Here is an 18,327-nt window from a genome sequence, read left to right as displayed (position 1 = left end):
TTTCGGGAAAAGGTTGTTCAGGCCCGCAAGAATCGCGGCGATCCCGACCCCAACTCTTCGAGAACGGAACGCCCCATGACCCAGGCCCTCACCCTCGTCAGCCACCTGCTGTGCCCCTACGTGCAACGCGCCGCGATCGCGCTGCACGAGAAGAACGTGCCCTTCGAGCGCGTCGTGATCGATCTCGCGAACAAGCCCCAATGGTTTCTCGACATCTCGCCGCTGGGCAAGGTGCCGCTGCTGAAGGTGCAGCGCCCCGACGGCACCGAGGCCGTGCTGTTCGAGAGCAACGTGATCTGCGAGTACCTTGAAGAGACACAGCCCGGCGCCCGCCTGCACCCCGAAGACCCGCTCGCACGTGCGCAGCACCGCGCATGGATGGAATTCGGCTCGGCCATCCTCGCCGACCTGTGGGGCTACGAAACCACGCAGGACGCTGCCGTGTTCGCGCAGAAACGTGAGGCGCTGGCCGCCAAGTTCGAACGCGTCGAGGCCGCGTTGGGGCAAGGCCCCTACTTCGCGGGCGAAGCCTTCAGCCTCGTCGACGCGGTGTTCGCGCCGGTGTTCCGCTACTTCGAGGTGTTCGATGCGATCAGCGATTCGCACCTGTTCGACGCGCTGCCCAAGGTGAATGCCTGGCGCCATGCGCTGGCGGCGCGCCCCAGCGTGCGCGCGGCGGTGGTGCCCGAGTACCCGCGGCACCTGATGGATTTTTTGAAGAAGCACCAGGCGCACCTGCTGACGCTGGCGGCTTGATCGCGAGGCGCAGAGGGCGACAATAGCCCCCTTCCCCCATAACGACAGACCCACGAGATGCGACTTCTCCACACCATGCTGCGCGTTGGCAATCTCCAGCGCTCCATCGACTTCTACACGCAGGTGCTCGGCATGACGCTGCTGCGCACGTCGGAAAACCCCGAGTACAAGTACAGCCTCGCGTTCGTCGGCTACGGCAACGGCAACCCCGACCAGGCCGAGATCGAGCTCACCTACAACTGGGGCACCGAGAGCTACGAGCTCGGCACCGCCTACGGCCACATCGCACTCGGCGTGCCCGACGCCTACGCGGCCTGCGACAAGATCAAGGCCGCCGGCGGCAACGTGACGCGCGAGGCCGGTCCGGTCAAGGGCGGCACGACGGTGATCGCCTTTGTGACGGACCCCGACGGCTACAAGATCGAACTCATCCAGCGCAACGAGAACGCCGCGGGCGGCGGCCTGCGCTGAGCCGTTTCGGGCCGCACCCCACACCATGGCAAGCCCGAAGAAAAAGAAAGACGCGCCGCTGACGCGCTACGTCGCCCTGCTGCGCGGCGTGAACGTCAACGGCATCACGATCAAGAGTGCCGACCTGAAGGCGCTGTTCATCGACGAACTCGGCTTCGGCGCGGTGCGCACGGTGCTCGCCAGCGGCAACGTGCTGTTCGACACCGACGCGCCCGATGCCGCCGTGCTGCGCACGCGCATCGAGCAGGCGCTGCGCCAGCGCTTCGGCTACGAGGCTTGGATCGTGTTGCTCACGCAGCGGCAGGTGGCCGACATGGCGGCGGGCTATCCCTTTGAGCGCATCGACGACACGCACCATCCGTACCTCGTGTTCGGCTCCGACGCCGCGATGCTCGACGAGATCATGGACAAAGCCGGCGCGGTCGATGCCAAGGTCGAGCAGCTGGTGCGCGGCGATGGCGTGCTGTACTGGCAGTGCCCGCGCGGCGAAAGCCTGGAGACGCCGGTGGCGAAGGTGCTCGCGAAGACCCGCTACAAGTCGAGCACCACCACGCGCAACCTGCGCACGGTGGAAAAGCTCATCACCGACTGATCAACAGCGCGATCAGCAGCCCAGCCGGTCGGCCAGCGCGACGATGTCGCGCACATGCAGGCTGTTGTCCGGCTGCGGCGACACATCCTTCGGCTGCTGGCGGCCGAATTCGTGGGGCCGCTCGATGTACGCCGTCTTCAGGCCGCACACGCGCGCAGCCGCCAGGTCGTCGTGGTGCGCCGCGGCCAGCATGACCTGCCCGGGCGTCGCGTCGAACACGCCCGCCACGCCGAGGTAGGTGCGCGGGTCGGGCTTGTAGGCCTTGAACACCTCGGCCGACAGCACGCAGTCCCAGGGCAGGCCGGCGCGCTTGGCCATCTCGGTGAGCAGGCCGATGTTGCCGTTGGAGAGCGTGCAGATGGTGAACTTCTTCTTCAGCCGCGTGAGCCCCTCGACCGCGTCGGGCCAGGCCGGCAGGCGGTGCCAGGCGCGGCTCAGGTCGCGCTTGGCGGCGCTGTCGAGGTGGTCGGCCAGGCTGAAGTCGTGCAGCACCTGTTCGAGCATGCTCAGGTGCAGCTCGTCGAGCAGCGTGAAGCCGCCCTCGCCGGCCGCGATGCGTTCCATCACGGCCTTCATGGCCGGCTGGTAGCCGGCGCGCCAGGCCAGCGCAAAGGCCGCGCCGTCCACGCCGGGCAGCACGCGCTCGACCTCGGCCGCGATACCGCTGTGCCAGTCGACCACCGTGCCGAACACGTCGAACGCGATGACCTTGAGGTCGCCCGCGTCGAAATCGGTCGACATGCTCAGCGCGGCAGCTGGCTCGCGGCGCGCGCCAGTTGCTCGATCAATGCCCAGTTGCCTTCGCGGATGGCGTCGGTCGGCACGATCCACGAGCCGCCCACGCAGGCCACGTTCGATAGCGCGAGGAACTCGGCCGCGTTGCCCGCATGGATGCCGCCCGTGGGGCAGAAGGTGACGTCGCCGAACGGGCCCTGCCAGGCCTTGAGCATCGGCAGGCCGCCGGCCTGCAGCGCGGGGAAGAACTTCAGCTGGGTGTAGCCGTCTTCTTGCGCCGTCATGATCTCGCTGCCGGTGGCCACGCCGGGCAGCAGCGGCAGGCCGAGGTCGTGGCAGGCCTTGCCGACCGCGCGCGTGTAGCCCGGGCTCACGCCGAACTTGGCGCCGGCCAGTGCGGAGGCCTGCGCGTCGGCCGCGCTGCGGATGGTGCCCGCGCCGGCCACGGCCTCGGGCACTTCCTTGGCGATGGCCTCGATGCACTGCAGCGCCTGCGGCGTGCGCAGCGTCACTTCGAGCATGCGGATGCCGCCTGCGACCAGCGCACGCGCCAGGGGCACGGCGTCCTTCACGTCGTTCAGCACGATGACCGGAATGACGGGTGCGTCGCGCATCACGTCGAGGGGGGTGAGTCTGTCTGTCATCTCATGGCTCCAAAAATTTCTTGCGGCCCGCGTGGGGTCCCGTCACATCCAGGTGCAGGCGCCCTCTTCGGCGGTCAGTGCGTTGCGGCGCATGCCGGCGAACAGTTCGCGGCCCAGGCCGTGGCCGTCCGCGATGCGTTGTGCGTCGGACAGCGTCGCGGTCTCGCGCGCGGCCCATTCGTCTTCGGGCAGCAACACGGCGAGCGTACCCGCTACGGCGTCGAGGCGGATCAGGTCGCCGTCGCGCACCTTGGCCAGCGGACCGCCCGCAGCGGCTTCGGGCGACACGTGGATGGCGGCGGGGATCTTGCCCGAGGCACCGCTCATGCGACCGTCGGTGACCAGCGCCACGCGGAAGCCCTTGCCCTGCAGCACCGACAGCGGTGGCGTGAGCTTGTGCAGCTCGGGCATGCCGTTGGCCTGCGGGCCCTGCCAGCGCACCACGCAGACCACGTCGCGCTCCAGCTCGCCGGCCGTGAACGCTTTCTGCAACGCGGCCTGCGAGTCGAACACACGGGCGGGCGCTTCGATGACGTGGCGGTCGTCGGGCACCGACGACACCTTGATCACGCTGCGTCCCAGGTTGCCGCTGAGCAGCTTGAGGCCACCGGTGGCGCTGAAGGGGCTGGCCACCGGGCGCGTGACGGCTTCCTTCTGCAGCGGCGCAGCGGGCGTCCATTGCAGGGTGTTCTCGCCGGCCAGCGACGGGATGTTGGCGAATTCGCGGATGCCGCCGGCACGCACCGTGAGCACGTCGGCGTGCATCAGGCCGGCCTCGACCAGCTCACCGATCACGAAGCCCGGACCGCCGCAGGCTTGGAACTCGTTCACGTCGGCGCTGCCGTTGGGGTACACGCGCGTGAGCAGCGGCACCACGTCGGACAGCTGGGAGAAGTCGTCCCAGTCGATGAGGATGCCCGCGGCGCGCGCCACGGCCACCCAGTGGATCAGGTGGTTGGTGGAGCCGCCCGTGGCCAGCAGCGCGACCATGGCATTGACGATGCAGCGCTCGTCGACCATCTCGCCAATCGGCGGACAGTTGAAGGCGGTGTCGCTGGCCTTGCCGAGCACCGAGCGCACCGCTTCGCGCGTGAGCGTCTCGCGCATCGCGTCGCCGGGCTGGATGAAAGCCGTGCCGGGCACGTGCAGGCCCATGGCCTCCAGCAGCATCTGGTTGCTGTTGGCGGTGCCGTAGAAGGTGCAGGTGCCGACCGTGTGGTAGGCCGCCATCTCGGCCTCGAGCAGGCCCTGGCGACCCACGAGGCCCTGCGCCGCCTGCTCGCGCACCTTCGATTTGGCCGTGTTCGACAGGCCCGAGGGCATCGGCCCGGCGGGTACGAAGACGGTGGGCAGGTGGCCGAAATGCAGCGCGCCGATCAGGAGGCCCGGCACGATCTTGTCGCACACGCCAAGCATCAGCGCACCGTCGAACATGTCGTGCGTGAGCGCGACGGCGGTGCTCATGGCGATCAGGTCGCGGCTGAACAGGCTCAGCTCCATGCCGGGCGTGCCCTGCGTGACGCCGTCGCACATGGCAGGCACGCCGCCGGCGACCTGCGCGGTGGCGCCGTGGCGGCGGGCCTCGTGCTTGATGATGTCCGGGTAGCCCTGGTACGGCGCGTGGGCCGAGAGCATGTCGTTGTAGGCGGTGACGATGCCCAGGTTGGGCGCGCGCTCGGCCACCACCTTGAACTTGTCGTTGGCCGGGATGCCGGCCACGGCGTGCGCCACGTTGGCGCAGCCCATGCGGTCGGAGCCGCGGTCGCGGGCGCGGATTTCGGCCAGTCGCGTGAGGTAGGTGCTGCGCGTGTCGCAGCTGCGCGCGCGGATGCGATCGGTGACGTCGCGGACGGTGGGGTGTGTGCTGCTCATGGGGAAGTTGGCTCTTGCTGCGTGTCGCCGGCGCGACTGGGGGCCTGGAGGCCCATCGTACCAACTCGAGCGCAAAACCCTGATGAAATCAGGCCGCAGAACGATACGAAATCAGTCGGACATGCCACCGGCCGGGTGCAGGCACAAAAAAACCCGGCCATGCCGGGTTTTTTGCTGGGGGATGCGGAAGGCCGGATCGCTCAGTCGACCAACCGGACCTCGACGCGGCGCGCCTCGGCGTTGTTGCCCGAGCCGGCGGTGACGGCGGGCTTCTGCAGGTCGATCTTCTCGGCCGGCACGCCCAGGCCCGTCAGCACCTCGCGCACCATCTGGGCGCGGCTCTTGGCGAGTTCCTCGTTGACGGCGGCGTCGCCGGTGGTGTCGTGGAAGCCCGAGACCACCGCCTTGCGGCCACCTTCGACGCCCTTGATGACCAGGGCCAGCGCCTCGGCGGCGCCCGGTGCGAGGTCGGCGCTGCCGGTCGCGAAGTAGAAATTCACCACGCCGCCGACCACGCGGATGCTGGCGCCGTCGGGGATCACCACGGTGACGGTCTCGGTGACTTCGGTCACCTGCACCGCGCCGCCCGGCGCCGCTGAAGCCGAAGCCGCGACAGCGGGCTTCGCGTGCGCGGCCGTCGCGCCCAGACCCTTGTGCCAGAAGGCGACGCCGATCACGAACATGATCACGAGCGCGATCAATGCCACCAGGAAACCGAGGGCGAAATTCTGTTGGCTGTCGTCGTTGTTCATGGAAGCGCGAACTCCGTAGGAAAGGGGTCGGTAAATAATGGTGCGGTGAACCATGATCACGAAATTGTAGGCGCCCCCTCCGACACCCCCGTGTCAGCCGTCGCGCCGGACCCCGGTCCGCCGGGGCTGGACCCGATGCCCCGTCCGCTGCGCGACCCGCAGCCGATGCTGGAACGCGCGATCGCCGACTGGGGCGGGCGCGACGATCTCTGGCTGTTCGGCTACGGCTCGCTGATCTGGCGGCCCGAGTTCGGCTTTGCGGAACGGCGCGCGGCCACGGTGCAGGGCTGGCACCGCGCGCTCAAGATGTGGAGCCGGGTCAACCGCGGCAGCGTGCAGACGCCGGGCCTGGTCTTCGGCCTGCTCTCGGGCGGCAGCTGCCGGGGCGTGGTGTTCCGCGTGCCGAGGGCCGAGGGCCTGGAGACGCTCAAGCGCCTCTGGCTGCGCGAGATGCCGACCGGCGTGTACGACCCCAAGTGGCTGCAATGCGGCACCGCCGAAGGGCCGGTGCGCGCGCTGGCCTTCACGCTGTCGCGGCGCAGCCCCAACTTCACGGGCGAACTCAGCGACGAGCGCTACCGCCACATCTTCGCCCACGCCGTGGGCCGCTACGGCAGCTCGCTCGACTACGCCCGCCAGACCCTGCTCGAGCTGCAGCGCCACGCGATCCACGATGCGGCGCTGGCCCGGCTGGTGGCGTTGGCCACGGCCGATGCACCGTCCGAAGCCCCTGTCGCGGCACCGGCCGATTGCGGCGCGCCGCCGGCTCCGGTATATGTTCCGGGGTCTTCCGACAATCCATCCTCTTCTTCCGCATCGTTCGACAAGGAAAAACCATGAACCATCGCCGCCTCCTCGCCACCGGCACCGCCCTCCTCGCCACCGCCGTGCTCGCCGCCTGCGGCAGCATGGGCGGCAAGCCGAGCACCACGGTCGAGCTGACGCCGACCGCCGCCGTCACGCCCAACCCCGCGCGCGGCTCGGTGACGCTCACCGCCCTCGACCACGGCGTGCGCGTGTCCGGCGAGGTGCGCGGCCTGGCACCGGGCAGCGAGCATGGGTTCCACATCCACGAAAAGGGCGACTGCGGCGACAACGGCAACGCCTCGGGCGGCCACTTCAACCCGGCTGGCGGCACCCACGGCAAGTTCTCCGCGCCCGGCAGCCATGCCGGCGAACTGCCCAGCCTCGTGGCCGACGCCAGCGGCGTGGCGCGCTTCAGCGTCGAGAACCACGCGATCTCGCTGACCGACGGCGCCGCCAACAACGTGCGCGGCCGTGCCCTGGTGGTGCACCGCGACCGTGACGACTTCACGACGCAGCCCGCCGGCAACTCGGGTCCGCGCGTGCTCTGCGCCGTGATCCCCAAGGGTTAAGCAGAAAGAAGAAGGCTCAGGCGCCCGCGCGCGCTTGCCAGAGCGCCTCGGCCCGCGCCAGGGCCTCGGGCGTGTCGATGTCGGTCACCACGCCGGCATCGTCCACCGCCAGGTCGACGACCGCATCGATGGCACGCATCGCCCGCAGCACGGACGATGCGCCCAGGTTCCCCTCCAGCGCCGCCAGCTGCGCCCCGCAGCCCGCCGCAAAGCCCACCGGGTGCCCGCGCTCGCCCCGGTACTGCGGCTGCACGGCATTCACCCGCCCGCCGAGCGCGGCGGCCACCGCCCGAAGCGTCGCGGGCAGCACCAGCGGCAGGTCGCCCGGCAGGATCAGCCAGCCCGCCGCGTCGGGCGTGGCGCGCACCGCGGCGGCGATCGAATCGCCCATGCCGGGGTGACCCGCGTCTTCCAGGTGCCAGGGCAGGCCGCTCGCGCGCACCGCGTCGAGCGTGCGCTCGAGCACCGGCCGGCCCGCCAGCAGCGCCTTCAGCTTGGAGCCCGTGCCGCCGGCCGCGATGAAACGCTCGCCACGGCCCGAGGCCAGCACGATCACGGTCGGGGAGTTCGCCTCTGTCGTCGTCATGGGGCGAGTATGTGCGCAACAATCCCGGCATGACTTCTTCTCCTCTTTCCAAGGACGCGCTGGCCGCGCTGCGCAAGAGCTACGAGCGCGCCGAGCTCGACGAGACGCGCAGCGCCGCCGACCCGCTGCAGCAGTTCGAGCGCTGGCTCACCGAAGCCGTCGACGCGCACATCCCCGAGCCCAACGCGATGACGCTGTGCACCGTGGGCAGCGACCTGCGGCCGTCCAGTCGCATCGTGCTGATCAAGGGCTACGACGCGCGCGGCATCGTCTGGTACACCAACTACGACAGTCGCAAGGGCCGCGAGCTGTCGGGCAACCCGTATGCCTCGCTGCAGTTCCACTGGGTCGAGCTGGAGCGCGTGGTGCGCATCGAGGGCCGCGTGGAACGCGTCAGCGCCGAGGAGAGCGACGCCTACTACGCCAGCCGCCCGCTCGACTCACGCATCGGCGCCTGGGCCAGCCCGCAGAGCGAAGTGATCAGCGGGCGCGACGTGCTGGTGAAGAACGCCGCCGTGTACGCCGCCAGGCACCTGCTCTCGCCGCCGCGACCGCCGCACTGGGGCGGCTTCCGGCTCGTGCCCGACCGCTGGGAGTTCTGGCAGGGCCGCAAGAGCCGCCTGCACGACCGGCTGCGCTACCGGCTCGAGGGTGCGGACTGGGTGCGCGAACGCCTGGCTCCCTGAGTTCGCATCAGGCCTCGCACGCAGCGACTTTGAATTCGACGCGCCGATCGAGCGCATCGCTCGCATCGTCGGCGCCCGTGCCGACGATGTTCTCGCGAAAGCCCATGCCGGCTTCGCGCAACTTCTTCGACAGCGGCGGCGCCTCGCCCACCAGCCGCGCCTTGACGCTGGTCGCGCGCTGCAGCGACAGCCGCTCGTTGACCGCCTCCGAGCCCGTGCGGCTCGTGTGGCCCGTGACCACCACGCACGCATCGATCTGCGCCGCCTGCCGCGCGATCTGGCGCAGCCACATCGGGTAGGCCGCGCTGATCTTCGGGTCGGCCAGGAAGTCGGTCGAGCCCGGCTTGAACAGGAACTTGACGCTCAGGTTGTTGCTCTCGAGCCCCAGCCGCGCCAACGTGCCGAAGGTGCGTTCGGCGTCGGCCGTGCGGCCCAGCTGCGACTGCGTGAGGTACAGCCCGCTGTAGATGCGCAGCTGCTGGCCGTCGGCGCGTTTCGACGCGGCCTCGTAGCGGCTCAGGGCCTCGCTCATGCGGCCGGCCTCGTAGGCGGCGGTGGCCTCCTGCAGCACCGTGGCGGTCGGCAGGCGCTCCAGGTACAGCGCGTCGGCGGCCTGCCCGGCCGGCGTCTCGGCGGTGCGGATGTAACCCTCCACGCCGCGGTCCTTGCCGTTCACGGGGCTGTCGCGGAAGAAGGCGGTGGGCCGCGTGTCGAGCGAGGCATCGCTGATGCGCGCCACCGACTGCGCGATCACCATGCCGCTCTTGATCTCGGTCATGGCGAGGTTCAGCCGGTACGGTGCGCCCGAGGCGTCCTTGTCGCGCACCAGCGTGCCGTTGAGCACGTACTGCGCGTTGCCGATCTCGTTGGCGTTGAACGGCGTCACGGTGAACTGCTTGAACTGCGCCTGCATGCGCTGCACGATGCGCTGCTCGGCCACGCGCGTCACCTCGGTCTGCTGGCCGCTGGCGCCTTCGAGCAACGGGTCGATCACGATGCGCCGCTGCGTCAGCGTCGACTCCACCTTGGCCAGGAAGGCCGGCAGCTTCTGGGTCTGCACCATGAGGTCGTCGACCGCCTGGGTGACGGCCTGGTCGAAGGGCATGGCGCTGCTGGGCGCGGGGCGGTGCGCGCAGGCGGCGGCCAGCAGCGCGGCAGTGCACAGCGCCAGCACGCGCCACAGGGTGCGGGGGACGGCGGTGTTCATGGTGGTCGTGGTCATCAGCACTGGCTCCTCAAAATGGTCATGTCCTGGTCCGACAGCGGCTCGCCCACGGCGGCGCGCATGTTGATCTCGCTGCAGCGTTTCGATGGCGCAGGGCGCCGCTCGGCCGGTTCGCGATGCACCTCGGGCGCCGGGGCCGGCGCTGCGGTGGCGGTGATCTGCGGGCGTGGCTTCGGCGCCGGCCGCACGACGGCGGGCCTGGGCTCCACCTCCTTGGCCTGCGGCGCCTCGGCCGGCACCGGAACGGCCAGGCAGGGCGTGCGGCATGGCTTGGCCTCGCCCGCCGCATGCGCGCGTGCGCCGTGCAGCGCGATCACCGTCGCGACCACCGCCGTCACTGCAAGGGCAAGGGGCGAAACACGCGCCGGGTAGATCGTCATCAGCCGGCAAATGTAGGGGCGCGAACGCCGCGCGCCAGCCCACCAAACGGCCACCCCTGCCAAACGGCATAGGGCTAGCGCTGTCGCTCAGTCGGGCAAAAGTTCGCGAAAAACGCGGAAGAAATGGGGGCCGTCAGGGCAACCACTGCACCCAGACCATGACCAGCGTGAGCGTGCCCAGCGCCAGCACGGTCGACACGGCGACGCTGGCCGTGACCAGGTCTTCGGCGCTGCGGTAGCGCTGCGAGAACAGGAACACGTTGGCGCCGATGGGCAGCGCCGCCGCCACCACCATCACGGTGAGCGGAATGCCGCGCACGCCCAGCAGCCAGCCGATGAGCGCCACCAGCAGCGGGTGCACGAGGTTTTTCACCAGCGCCTGCACCAGCGCGCCGCGCCAGTGGCGCCCGATGGGCGTGAGCGCGAGCGTGATGCCCACCATCACCAGCGCGACCGGCCCGAAGGCCTGGCCCAGCAGCTGGATCGGCTTGTCGATCACCTCGGGCATCACGAGCCCCGTCTGCGCGAACAGCAGGCCCGCAATGATGGGCAGCGGCACCGGATGGATGATGGCGTTGCGCAGCGCGCGCCCCACGGTGCGGGCCATGGAGCGCCGCTGCGCCCCATCCACGGCTGCATGCTCGCGCGCCACGGCCAGTTCGAGCACCACGGTGGCGCTGGTCATGAGCACGAGCGAGTGCAGCGAGATCAGCGTGAGCAGCACCACCATGCCGGGCTCGCCGTAGGCCAGGCCGATCAGCGCGATGCCGATCATCACGGTGTTGCTGTAGGTGTTGGCCAGCGCGAGCACCGCGCCCGTGCGGTTGAAGCCGCGCCACGCGAGCGTGGCCGCGAACAGCAGGCCCGAGGCGATGAAGTACGCCGCCACGGGCTTCAGGCTCAACTCCTGCACGTGCACCGTGCTCATGGCGCGGAACAGCAGCGCGGGCGCGAGCAGCAGGAAGATGAGGTTCGACAGGTCTTTCACCGCATTGCCGCCGATCCACCGGCGCCGACCGGCGAGGTAGCCGGCGGCAATGAGGAGAACGACGGGCAGCAGGGAAGAAATGACGAACGAATTCACCCGGCGAGGATAGCGCGCGCCCGTCGCGCGAAAGGCCGGCGCCTCAGAACGTGACGCGCAGGCCCACCTTCAGCGAACGCCCCGGCAGCGGCGCCTTCGGGAACACCGTGGTCGTCAGGATCGAGGTCGGCGTGTAGGCCAGCGTGTTCCCGATGTTGTCCATGCGCGCGTACCAGGTGAGGTTGGCGCGCTGCACCTTCATGCGGTAGCTGATGGACGCGTTCCACAGCGTGTACGCGTCCGTCTCGCGCGCGCCCACGCTCGGCACCCGGCGCTGCGCCGCGTTGTAGTCGAAGCCGACGCGCGCGGTCCACGGCCCGTTGCCGTAGGCCAGCGTGGCGCCCAGGCGCAGCGGCGCGATGCGCGGCAGCGGCTCGCCGGTGTCGAGATTCTTGGCGCGCACGATGTCGCCGCGCCACTCGAGGTCGAGCGTGCCCGCGTCGGCCATGCGCGCAAAGCCGTCGGTGCCCAGCAGTCGGAGGTTGCCGTTGGCCTCGATGCCGGTGAAGCGCGCGCGCATGCCGCCGTAGCGGTACTCGGCCAGCGTGTCGGTCGCTTCGGGGTCGGTGACGACCTGCCCTTCCTCGTCGAGCGTGCGGCCCGACGCGGTCAGGCCGATGTAGTTGCGAAAGCGCGTGACGTACGCGTTCACGCGGGCCGTGTTCGGGCCCGACTTCCACTGCGCGCCCAGGTCGAAGCCGGTGGACTTTTCCTTGCCCAGGTTCGGGTCGCCCACCTCCCAGGCCGCCGTGGCCACGTGCGGGCCGTTGGCGAGCAGTTCGTAGTCCTTCGGTGCGCGCTCGGTGTAGGCCAGGTTCGAGGTCAGCTGCCACTGCGGCGTGAGGTTGACCAGCGCGCCGAACGCCGCGCTGTGCGGGTTGAAGGTGCGCTCGCCGATGGCGAAGCGCGTCACCGACAGGTCGTCGGGGTAGCCCAGCGAGCGCACCGTGACCTTCTCGGTGCGTGCGCCGAAACTCAGGCGGCCCCACGAGGTGCCGAGCTCTTCGTGCAGGAACAGCGCGTTGGAGCGCGTGCGGCTGTGCGGCGCGAAGGCCTCCGAGCCGTCGGCGGCGAAACGGTTGGTCTCGCGGCTGAAGCCGACCAGGCCTTCGAGGTTGCCGATCTTCTCGTGCCGCGCCTCGATGCGCAGGTCGTTGCTCAGGTTCGAGAAGGTGGTGCCGGCCTCGCGGCCCTCGAACTCGGTGTGGCGGTAGTCGGTGCGGCTGACCTTCGCGTGGATGCTGCGGATGAAGCCGCCCGGGCGCCATTCGCCTTCCAGCGCGTAGCGATCGGATTTCATGCCGATGGTCACGTCGTCCTCGGCCACGGTGCCGTAGTTGCTGCGGTAGGTGCTGGCCGAGGCGCCGATCCAGCCCTGGCTGAAGAAGAGCGTGCCGCCCACGGCGCCGCCGTGCGCCTCGTTGGCGGAGTTGCAGATGCGGCGCGCGAGCCAGGGGCGCCCGGGCTTGCTGCATTCAAGCTCGACCGGCACCGCCACGTCCTTCGAATCGCGGTTGAAGGCATCGACGTGCAGTGCGAAGCGGTCGTTGCCGCCTTCGAGCAGCACGCCGCCGCTCTTTTCCTTGTTGCCGCTGGCGTAGCCCAGGTCGGCACGGCCGCCGAAGCCGTTGATGGGCTCGGTCGGGATGCGGTTGTCGATCACGTTGACCACGCCGCCCACGGCGCTGCCGCCGTACTGCAGCGCCGAGGGGCCGCGCAGCACCTCGATGCGCTCGGTCACCAGCGCATCGACGGGCACCGCGTGGTCGTAGCTCAGCGCCGAGGCGTCGGGCGCGCCACCGCCGTTCTGCAGGATGCGGATGCGGTCGCCGTCCTGCCCGCGGATGCTGGGGCGGCTGGCATTGGGGCCGAAGTAGCTGCTGCTCACGCCGGGCAGGTTGTTCAGCGTTTCGCCGAGCGTCGATTCGGAACGCAGCAGCAGCTGGTCGCCCGACAGCGAGGTGGTCGGCGCGATCAGGTCGCTCGCGCCCAGCGGGTTGCCGGTGACGGTGACCTCGCGCAGGCTGGCTGAGTCAGCGGCCGGGGCGGCGGCGGTGTCGGCGGTCTGGGCCAGGCTCGCCACCGAGGCGAGCGAAAGAACGGCAGCGCCGATGGCGTTGCGACGGAATTGGGGGGTCATGAAGAAAGAACACTCGTTGAATCGGGGAACGACCGGCCGCCCTCACCCGCCCGAAGGGGTGCGGCAACCGGAACACGGGGGATTCAGCGAGTGGACGGCGGGCCGCGCGCGTCGAAGAGCGCGACCCAGCGGGCGATGGCTTCGCCCTGCAGATAAGCAAACGTGGCCGCCGGCAGCAGCATCGGCAGCACCACCAGCGGCACGCCGGGCACGCCCGTGCCGTGCGCGAGCTGGTCGTACAAACGGCAGTCGGCGTCGTCGTGCACGCCGAACAGGCTGGCCAGCGTGTGGCCGGTGACGTGCCGATGTTCGGCCTGTGCCGTTACGGCTGCTGCAGCGGCGGGCAGGCCCGGTACGTGCAGCGAACGGTGCATCAGCCCCATCGTGCCCGCGAACCAGAGCGCGAACGCCAGCGCGACGACGAGCGCGCGGGTGGCGCGCGTCATGCGGGTCGGGGTCTGGCGCAGGGTGGCGGACACGGGGGCGTAAGAAAGAGACTCAGGCCTTGACGCGCGAAGCGAAGGTCTTCTGGAACTTCTCGACCTTCGGGCCGACCACGAACGCGCAGTAGCCCTGGTTCGGGTGGTTCAGGAAGTAGTCCTGGTGGTAGGCCTCGGCCGTCGAGTAGTTGGCCAGCGGCGCCACTTCGGTCACCACGGGCGAGCTGTAGGTCTTGCTGGCCTCGATTTCGCGGATGACGGCGTCGGCAACCTCTTTCTGGGCGTCGCTCGTGGTGTAGATGCCGCTGCGGTACTGGGTGCCGACGTCGTTGCCCTGGCGGTTGAGCGTGGTGGGGTCGTGCACCACGAAGAAGATTTCGAGCAGCTCGCGCAGGCTGATCTGCGCCGGGTCGAATTCGAGCTTCACGACCTCGGCATGGCCGGTGCGGCCAGTGCAGATCTGCTCGTAGCTCGGGTTCAGGGTCTGGCCGTTGCTGTAGCCCGATTCGACGTCCAGCACGCCCTGCACCCGGTCGAACACCGCCTCGGTGCACCAGAAGCAGCCTCCGCCGAGCACGATGGTTTCGGTGGGCGACGGTGAGGAAGACATGGCGCGGCTCCGGGTGGGTTGGAAAAAGCGGGGACCGGTATTGTCGCGGCTTGACGGGCCGGATGCCGGTCACTACATTACTAACCCGTCAGTCATTAACACCATGGCCTCCCCCCGTTCCCTCGTCGACAAGTTCTGCCCGCTGCCGTCCAAGCGCGAGCGGCGCAAGGAGGCGCGTCCGGGCGAGCTGCTGGCGGCGGCGCTCGACCTGTTCGTCGAAAAGGGCTTTGCCGCCACCCGCTCGGAGGAAGTGGCGGCCCGCGCCGGCGTGTCCAAGGGCACCCTCTTTCTGTACTTTCCGAGCAAGGAAGAGCTGTTCAAGGCAGTGGTGATCGAAAACCTCGGCGGCCGTTTCACAGAGTGGAACGCCGAATTCGAGGCCTTCGAAGGCACGACGGCCGAGATGCTGCGCTACTGCATGAACGTCTGGTGGGAGCGCGTCGGCCTGACCAAGGCCTCGGGCCTGACCAAGCTGATGATGAGCGAAGGCGGCAATTTCCCCGAGCTGGCGGAGTTCTACCGCCAGCAGGTGGTGCGCCCCGGCCACGACCTGCTGCGCCGCATCCTGCAACGCGGCATCGACCGCGGCGAGTTCGTGCAAATGGACATCGACCACGCCATCTACTCGGTGGTCGCGCCCATGGTGTTCCTCATGCTCTGGAAGCATTCGGCCATGGTCTGCGTCGACGGCGTGAGCACGCTCGACCCCGAAAAATTCATCGCCACCCAGTGCGAAACCGTGCTCCACGGCCTGTGCGTGCGCCCCGGGAGCCCCGCATGACAGCCATCGGATGGCCGACTGGCGCGGTGGCGTCATCGGTGCGACCTAAAATTGAAGGTTTGTCCCGTCCAGAGCCTTCAAGGAAAGCCACGCCATGAACCCCACGCCCACCCTCGAGCGCTTGCGCTTCAACATGATCGAACAGCAGATCCGTCCTTGGGACGTGCTGGAGTCGGACATCCTCGAGCTGCTGGCCGAGATTCACCGCGAAGACTACGTGCCCGACGCGCACCGCACGCTGTCCTTCTTCGACATGGAACTGCCGCTGCTCGACGGCTCGGTGCCCGGCGAATTCATGCTGTCGCCCAAGGTCGAAGCCCGCACGCTGCAGGACCTGCACATCCAGAAGCACGAATCGGTGCTCGAGATCGGCACCGGCTCCGGCTTCATGGCCGCCCTGCTCGGCGCCCGCGCGGCCCAGGTGCTGTCGCTCGAGATCAACCCCGTGCTGGCCGCCCGTGCCGCCGAGACGCTGCGCAGCAACGGCGTGACGAACGTCGAAGTGCGCCACGCCGACGGCGCCGTGCCCCTGGCCAGCGGCCCGAGCTTCGACGTGATCGTGCTCAGCGGCTCGGTCGCGCGCATTCCGCAGAACCTGCTCGGTTCGCTCAAGGTCGGCGGCCGCCTGTCGGCCATCGTCGGCGACGAGCCCATGATGCGCGCCCATTTCGTGACCCGCACCAGCGAAAGCAAGTGGGAAACGATCCAGCCCTGGGACACCGTGGCGCCGCGCCTGCTGAACTTCCCCGAGCCCTCGCGCTTCGCGTTCTGATCGAGCGGCCCACCGAATGATCGATCAAGTCCGCCCCGCCGACCTGGCCGCCTGGTTCGCACAGGACGCCGACGCCGCCCCCGTGCTGCTCGACGTGCGCGAGCCCTGGGAGCTGCAGACGGCGAGCGTCGCGCCGCAGGGCTTCACGCTGGTCGCGATCCCGATGAACGAGATCCCCGGCCGGCTGGCCGAACTCGCCGGCGGCGACGGACAGCCCGCGCTGCGCATCGCCTGCCTGTGCCACCACGGCGCCCGCAGCCAGCGCGTGGCCGCTTTTCTGCACCAGAACGGCTTTGACTCGCTCGCCAACGTGGCGGGGGGCATCGACGCCTGGTCCGCGCAGCACGACCCGAGCGTGCCGCGCTACTGATTCTTTCCCTCCCAAGGACGTTCAATGCCTCCCAGGCCCCGGCTTCTGCCACTTTCCGCAGCCCTCGCAAGCGCCATTGCGAGCCTGCTCGCCCTGCCGGCCCAGGGCCAGACACTGAACGAACTCTACGATTCCGCGCGCGGCTTCGATGCCACCTACCAGGGTGCGCGGGCGCAGTACGAGGCCAACCTGGCGCGTGCCGCGCAGGCCAAGGCCGGCATCCTGCCGGCCGTCGGGCTCACCGCGGGCGTGAACCGCAGCGACCTGGACATCGACACCCTGACGGGCACCGGCCGCGGCAGCAGCGCCTCGCGCGACTTCACCACGCAGAACGTCGGCATCAACGCCACGCAGCCGCTGTACCGCCCCGCCAACTGGGCCACCTACGAGCAGGGCAAGCGCCAGGCCGAAGTGGCGCAGGCGGTGCTCACCATCGCCGAGCAAGACCTGATCGTGCGCGTGAGCCAGGCCTACTTCGACGTGCTCGCCAGCCAGGACAGCCTGGCCCTGGTGCGCGCGCAGAAGGTGGCCGTGGCCGAGCAGCTGGCCTCGGCCAAGCGCAACTTCGAGGTCGGCACCTCCACCATCACCGACTCGCGCGAGGCCCAGGCCCGCTACGACCTCGTGATCGCCCAGGAGATCGCCGCCGAGAACGACCTGCAGGTCAAGAAGGTGGTGCTCGACCAGTTGGTCGGCCGCCCGGGCAGCGTGCCCGTGCCGCTGGCCGCGCCGGTCGTGCTGCCGACCGCGCAGCCCGCCGACATCAACGCCTGGGTGGCGCAGGCCGACGAGGTGCATCCGGCGATCCGCCAGGCGCGCCTGGGCCTGGACGTGGCCGGGCTCGAGGTGCAGAAGGCGCAGGCCGGCCACAAGCCCACGCTGGACGCCAACCTGGGCTACAACGTCACGCGCAACCCGACCGGCACCAGCACCAGCACCGTGGGCACGCGCGTCAACGCCGCCACGGTCGGCGTCACCTTCAACCTGCCGCTGTTCGCGGGCTTTGCCACCGAGAACCGCATCAAGGAAACGCTGGCCCTCGAAGACCAGTCGCGCAGCGTGCTCGAGGGCACGCGCCGCAGCGTGGCGCAGGCCACGCGCGCGGCCTACCTCGGGCTGGTGTCGGGTGCCGGCCAGGTGAAGGCGCTCGAAGCGGCCGAATCCTCCAGCCAGAGCGCGCTCGACGCCAACAAGCTGGGCTACCAGGTGGGCGTGCGCATCAACATCGACGTGCTCAACTCGCAGAGCCAGCTGTTCCAGACCAAGCGCGACCTGGCGCAGGCGCGCTACAACGTGCTGCTGGGCAACCTGAAGCTGCGCCAGGCCAACGGCACGCTGACCACCGACGACATGAACGCGATCAACGCGACGCTGGCGCGCAACGGCGCCACGCCGGCCGTGCCTGCCGCGACGACGGGGGCGCCCGTGGTGCCCGTGACGCCGCCGGCCATTCCGGTGGTGCCGCCGGTGCCGGTGCAGCCGTTCAACCCGCCCGCGCCGACGATGCCGTCGGCACCGCCGCCGCCGGTGATCCTGAATCCGCCGGTGCGCTGATCTCGTCGGTCAGCCCTGGGTCGCCTCCACCGAGACCTGCTCAGGCCTGCGGTCTACAGTTCAATTGGCCCAGTTGCAGCCGGACTCTTCAAAGCCTGCAGTCGGGTCGAGTACGAAATTCCGCACCCTGTTTCCTGCGTAATTTCTGTAGGTCGCCACATATCCAGAGACACCTGTTCCTGCGCCTTCGCGCTTGAGAACATACTCTCCAGTGACTTTTCCACGCCAGATTTCCAACCACTTGGTGGAGGGTTCGTGTATTCCTTCGCCCAAATCACTCGCGGAGGTCGATGAAAAAAATATCACTGGAATCGAGTTCCTTGAATTTTCATATCTGACGAACCCAGCGCTCCATTTTCGATTTGAATCGTGGTACGTGTGAAATTCAAACCTCACAGAATCTGCGCCAATAGAAACGTAGCAGGCAGTCTCATTCGTGATCGCAGCCTCGGCACCAAAAGGCTGGAGACACAGCCCAATCATAATTGCCATGAATTTCAT

22 protein-coding genes are annotated in these 18,327 nt (G+C 69.2%); 10 read left to right on the top strand and 12 right to left on the bottom strand.

What is annotated here, in order from left to right; genetic code table 11:
- The first annotated feature begins 75 nt into the window (after positions 1–75).
- Genes AC07Q9_RS24025 through AC07Q9_RS24015 form a run of 3 tightly spaced genes read left to right on the top strand, consistent with a single transcriptional unit; the run spans position 76 to position 1,819 of the window.
- A complete protein-coding gene (locus tag AC07Q9_RS24025; protein WP_095746263.1) occupies positions 76–756 on the top strand; it encodes a glutathione S-transferase family protein in 681 nt (226 codons plus the stop codon).
- A gap of 57 nt (positions 757–813) precedes the next feature.
- On the top strand, positions 814–1,227 hold the full coding sequence (gloA, locus tag AC07Q9_RS24020) for a lactoylglutathione lyase (protein WP_070062472.1): 414 nt from the start codon (positions 814–816) through the stop codon (positions 1,225–1,227).
- A gap of 25 nt (positions 1,228–1,252) precedes the next feature.
- Positions 1,253–1,819 (top strand): DUF1697 domain-containing protein, encoded by a 567-nt coding sequence (locus AC07Q9_RS24015; RefSeq protein WP_495312025.1) that lies wholly within the window; start codon positions 1,253–1,255, stop codon positions 1,817–1,819.
- 12 nt (positions 1,820–1,831) lie between these two features.
- On the opposite strand, the gene AC07Q9_RS24010 is transcribed toward AC07Q9_RS24015, so the two are convergent.
- From AC07Q9_RS24010 to AC07Q9_RS23995, 4 genes are all read right to left on the bottom strand, one after another.
- On the bottom strand, positions 1,832–2,560 hold the full coding sequence (locus AC07Q9_RS24010; protein WP_495312024.1) for a haloacid dehalogenase type II: 729 nt from the start codon (positions 2,558–2,560) through the stop codon (positions 1,832–1,834).
- Positions 2,561–2,562: 2 nt separating this feature from the next.
- Positions 2,563–3,198, bottom strand: coding sequence for a bifunctional 4-hydroxy-2-oxoglutarate aldolase/2-dehydro-3-deoxy-phosphogluconate aldolase (gene eda / locus AC07Q9_RS24005; RefSeq protein ID WP_307696061.1), 636 nt, complete (start codon positions 3,196–3,198; stop codon positions 2,563–2,565).
- A gap of 42 nt (positions 3,199–3,240) precedes the next feature.
- Positions 3,241–5,070: a phosphogluconate dehydratase gene (gene edd, locus AC07Q9_RS24000; protein WP_495312023.1), complete on the bottom strand. Its 1,830-nt coding sequence runs from the start codon at positions 5,068–5,070 to the stop codon at positions 3,241–3,243.
- Positions 5,071–5,270: 200 nt separating this feature from the next.
- Complete coding sequence (locus tag AC07Q9_RS23995) at positions 5,271–5,822, bottom strand: OmpA family protein (protein ID WP_495312022.1); 552 nt, start codon at positions 5,820–5,822, stop codon at positions 5,271–5,273.
- Positions 5,823–5,957: 135 nt separating this feature from the next.
- On the opposite strand from AC07Q9_RS23995, the gene AC07Q9_RS23990 reads away from it, so the two are divergent.
- On the top strand, positions 5,958–6,662 hold the full coding sequence (locus tag AC07Q9_RS23990) for a gamma-glutamylcyclotransferase (protein ID WP_495312021.1): 705 nt from the start codon (positions 5,958–5,960) through the stop codon (positions 6,660–6,662).
- Positions 6,659–7,198 (top strand): superoxide dismutase family protein, encoded by a 540-nt coding sequence (locus AC07Q9_RS23985; RefSeq protein ID WP_495312020.1) that lies wholly within the window; start codon positions 6,659–6,661, stop codon positions 7,196–7,198. Before AC07Q9_RS23990 ends, AC07Q9_RS23985 begins: the two co-directional genes overlap by 4 nt.
- Positions 7,199–7,214: 16 nt before the next feature.
- Here the strand turns inward: AC07Q9_RS23985 and AC07Q9_RS23980 are convergent, their stop codons facing one another.
- Entirely contained in the window at positions 7,215–7,784 is a 570-nt protein-coding gene (locus tag AC07Q9_RS23980; RefSeq protein ID WP_307696056.1) for a nucleotidyltransferase family protein, read from the bottom strand.
- 29 nt (positions 7,785–7,813) lie between these two features.
- Between AC07Q9_RS23980 and pdxH the strand changes: the two genes are divergently transcribed.
- Complete coding sequence (gene pdxH / locus AC07Q9_RS23975; RefSeq protein ID WP_354343788.1) at positions 7,814–8,470, top strand: pyridoxamine 5'-phosphate oxidase; 657 nt, start codon at positions 7,814–7,816, stop codon at positions 8,468–8,470.
- A gap of 7 nt (positions 8,471–8,477) precedes the next feature.
- Here pdxH and AC07Q9_RS23970 read toward each other — a convergent pair whose 3' ends face one another.
- From AC07Q9_RS23970 to msrA, 6 genes are all read right to left on the bottom strand, one after another.
- Positions 8,478–9,692 carry an OmpA family protein gene (locus tag AC07Q9_RS23970; protein WP_495312019.1) on the bottom strand — a complete coding sequence of 405 codons (1,215 nt, stop codon included), beginning with the start codon at positions 9,690–9,692 and terminating at the stop codon, positions 8,478–8,480.
- The gene (locus AC07Q9_RS23965) at positions 9,692–10,075 is read right to left on the bottom strand and encodes a hypothetical protein (protein WP_495312018.1); all 384 of its coding nucleotides are present in this window, start codon (positions 10,073–10,075) and stop codon (positions 9,692–9,694) included. The genes AC07Q9_RS23970 and AC07Q9_RS23965 overlap by 1 nt, the downstream gene beginning before the upstream one ends.
- 133 nt (positions 10,076–10,208) lie before the next feature.
- The gene (locus AC07Q9_RS23960) at positions 10,209–11,159 is read right to left on the bottom strand and encodes an AEC family transporter (RefSeq protein ID WP_495302887.1); all 951 of its coding nucleotides are present in this window, start codon (positions 11,157–11,159) and stop codon (positions 10,209–10,211) included.
- Positions 11,160–11,202: 43 nt separating this feature from the next.
- Positions 11,203–13,299 (bottom strand): TonB-dependent receptor, encoded by a 2,097-nt coding sequence (locus tag AC07Q9_RS23955; protein ID WP_495312017.1) that lies wholly within the window; start codon positions 13,297–13,299, stop codon positions 11,203–11,205.
- Positions 13,300–13,382: 83 nt separating this feature from the next.
- Positions 13,383–13,778, bottom strand: coding sequence for a hypothetical protein (locus AC07Q9_RS23950; RefSeq protein WP_495312016.1), 396 nt, complete (start codon positions 13,776–13,778; stop codon positions 13,383–13,385).
- 19 nt (positions 13,779–13,797) lie between these two features.
- Positions 13,798–14,349, bottom strand: a complete 552-nt coding sequence (gene msrA / locus AC07Q9_RS23945) for a peptide-methionine (S)-S-oxide reductase MsrA (RefSeq protein ID WP_139702890.1) — start codon at positions 14,347–14,349, stop codon at positions 13,798–13,800.
- Between the two features lie 103 nt (positions 14,350–14,452).
- On the opposite strand from msrA, the gene AC07Q9_RS23940 reads away from it, so the two are divergent.
- The 4 genes from AC07Q9_RS23940 to AC07Q9_RS23925 all read left to right on the top strand — a co-directional run bounded on the left by AC07Q9_RS23940 (position 14,453) and on the right by AC07Q9_RS23925 (position 17,826).
- Positions 14,453–15,130, top strand: coding sequence for a TetR/AcrR family transcriptional regulator (locus AC07Q9_RS23940; RefSeq protein ID WP_159270835.1), 678 nt, complete (start codon positions 14,453–14,455; stop codon positions 15,128–15,130).
- A gap of 94 nt (positions 15,131–15,224) precedes the next feature.
- Complete coding sequence (locus tag AC07Q9_RS23935) at positions 15,225–15,902, top strand: protein-L-isoaspartate O-methyltransferase family protein (RefSeq protein ID WP_062469799.1); 678 nt, start codon at positions 15,225–15,227, stop codon at positions 15,900–15,902.
- A 16-nt stretch (positions 15,903–15,918) separates the two neighbouring features.
- A complete protein-coding gene (locus AC07Q9_RS23930) occupies positions 15,919–16,272 on the top strand; it encodes a rhodanese-like domain-containing protein (RefSeq protein WP_492728021.1) in 354 nt (117 codons plus the stop codon).
- Positions 16,273–16,296: 24 nt separating this feature from the next.
- Positions 16,297–17,826, top strand: coding sequence for a TolC family outer membrane protein (locus AC07Q9_RS23925; RefSeq protein ID WP_495312015.1), 1,530 nt, complete (start codon positions 16,297–16,299; stop codon positions 17,824–17,826).
- Positions 17,827–17,886: 60 nt separating this feature from the next.
- Here the strand turns inward: AC07Q9_RS23925 and AC07Q9_RS23920 are convergent, their stop codons facing one another.
- Positions 17,887–18,327, bottom strand: a complete 441-nt coding sequence (locus AC07Q9_RS23920) for a hypothetical protein (protein ID WP_495312014.1) — start codon at positions 18,325–18,327, stop codon at positions 17,887–17,889.

The sequence above is a fragment of the Variovorax sp. GW821-FHT09A10 genome, from assembly GCF_059418385.1.
This window is presented reverse-complemented; position numbering and strand designations above follow the sequence as displayed.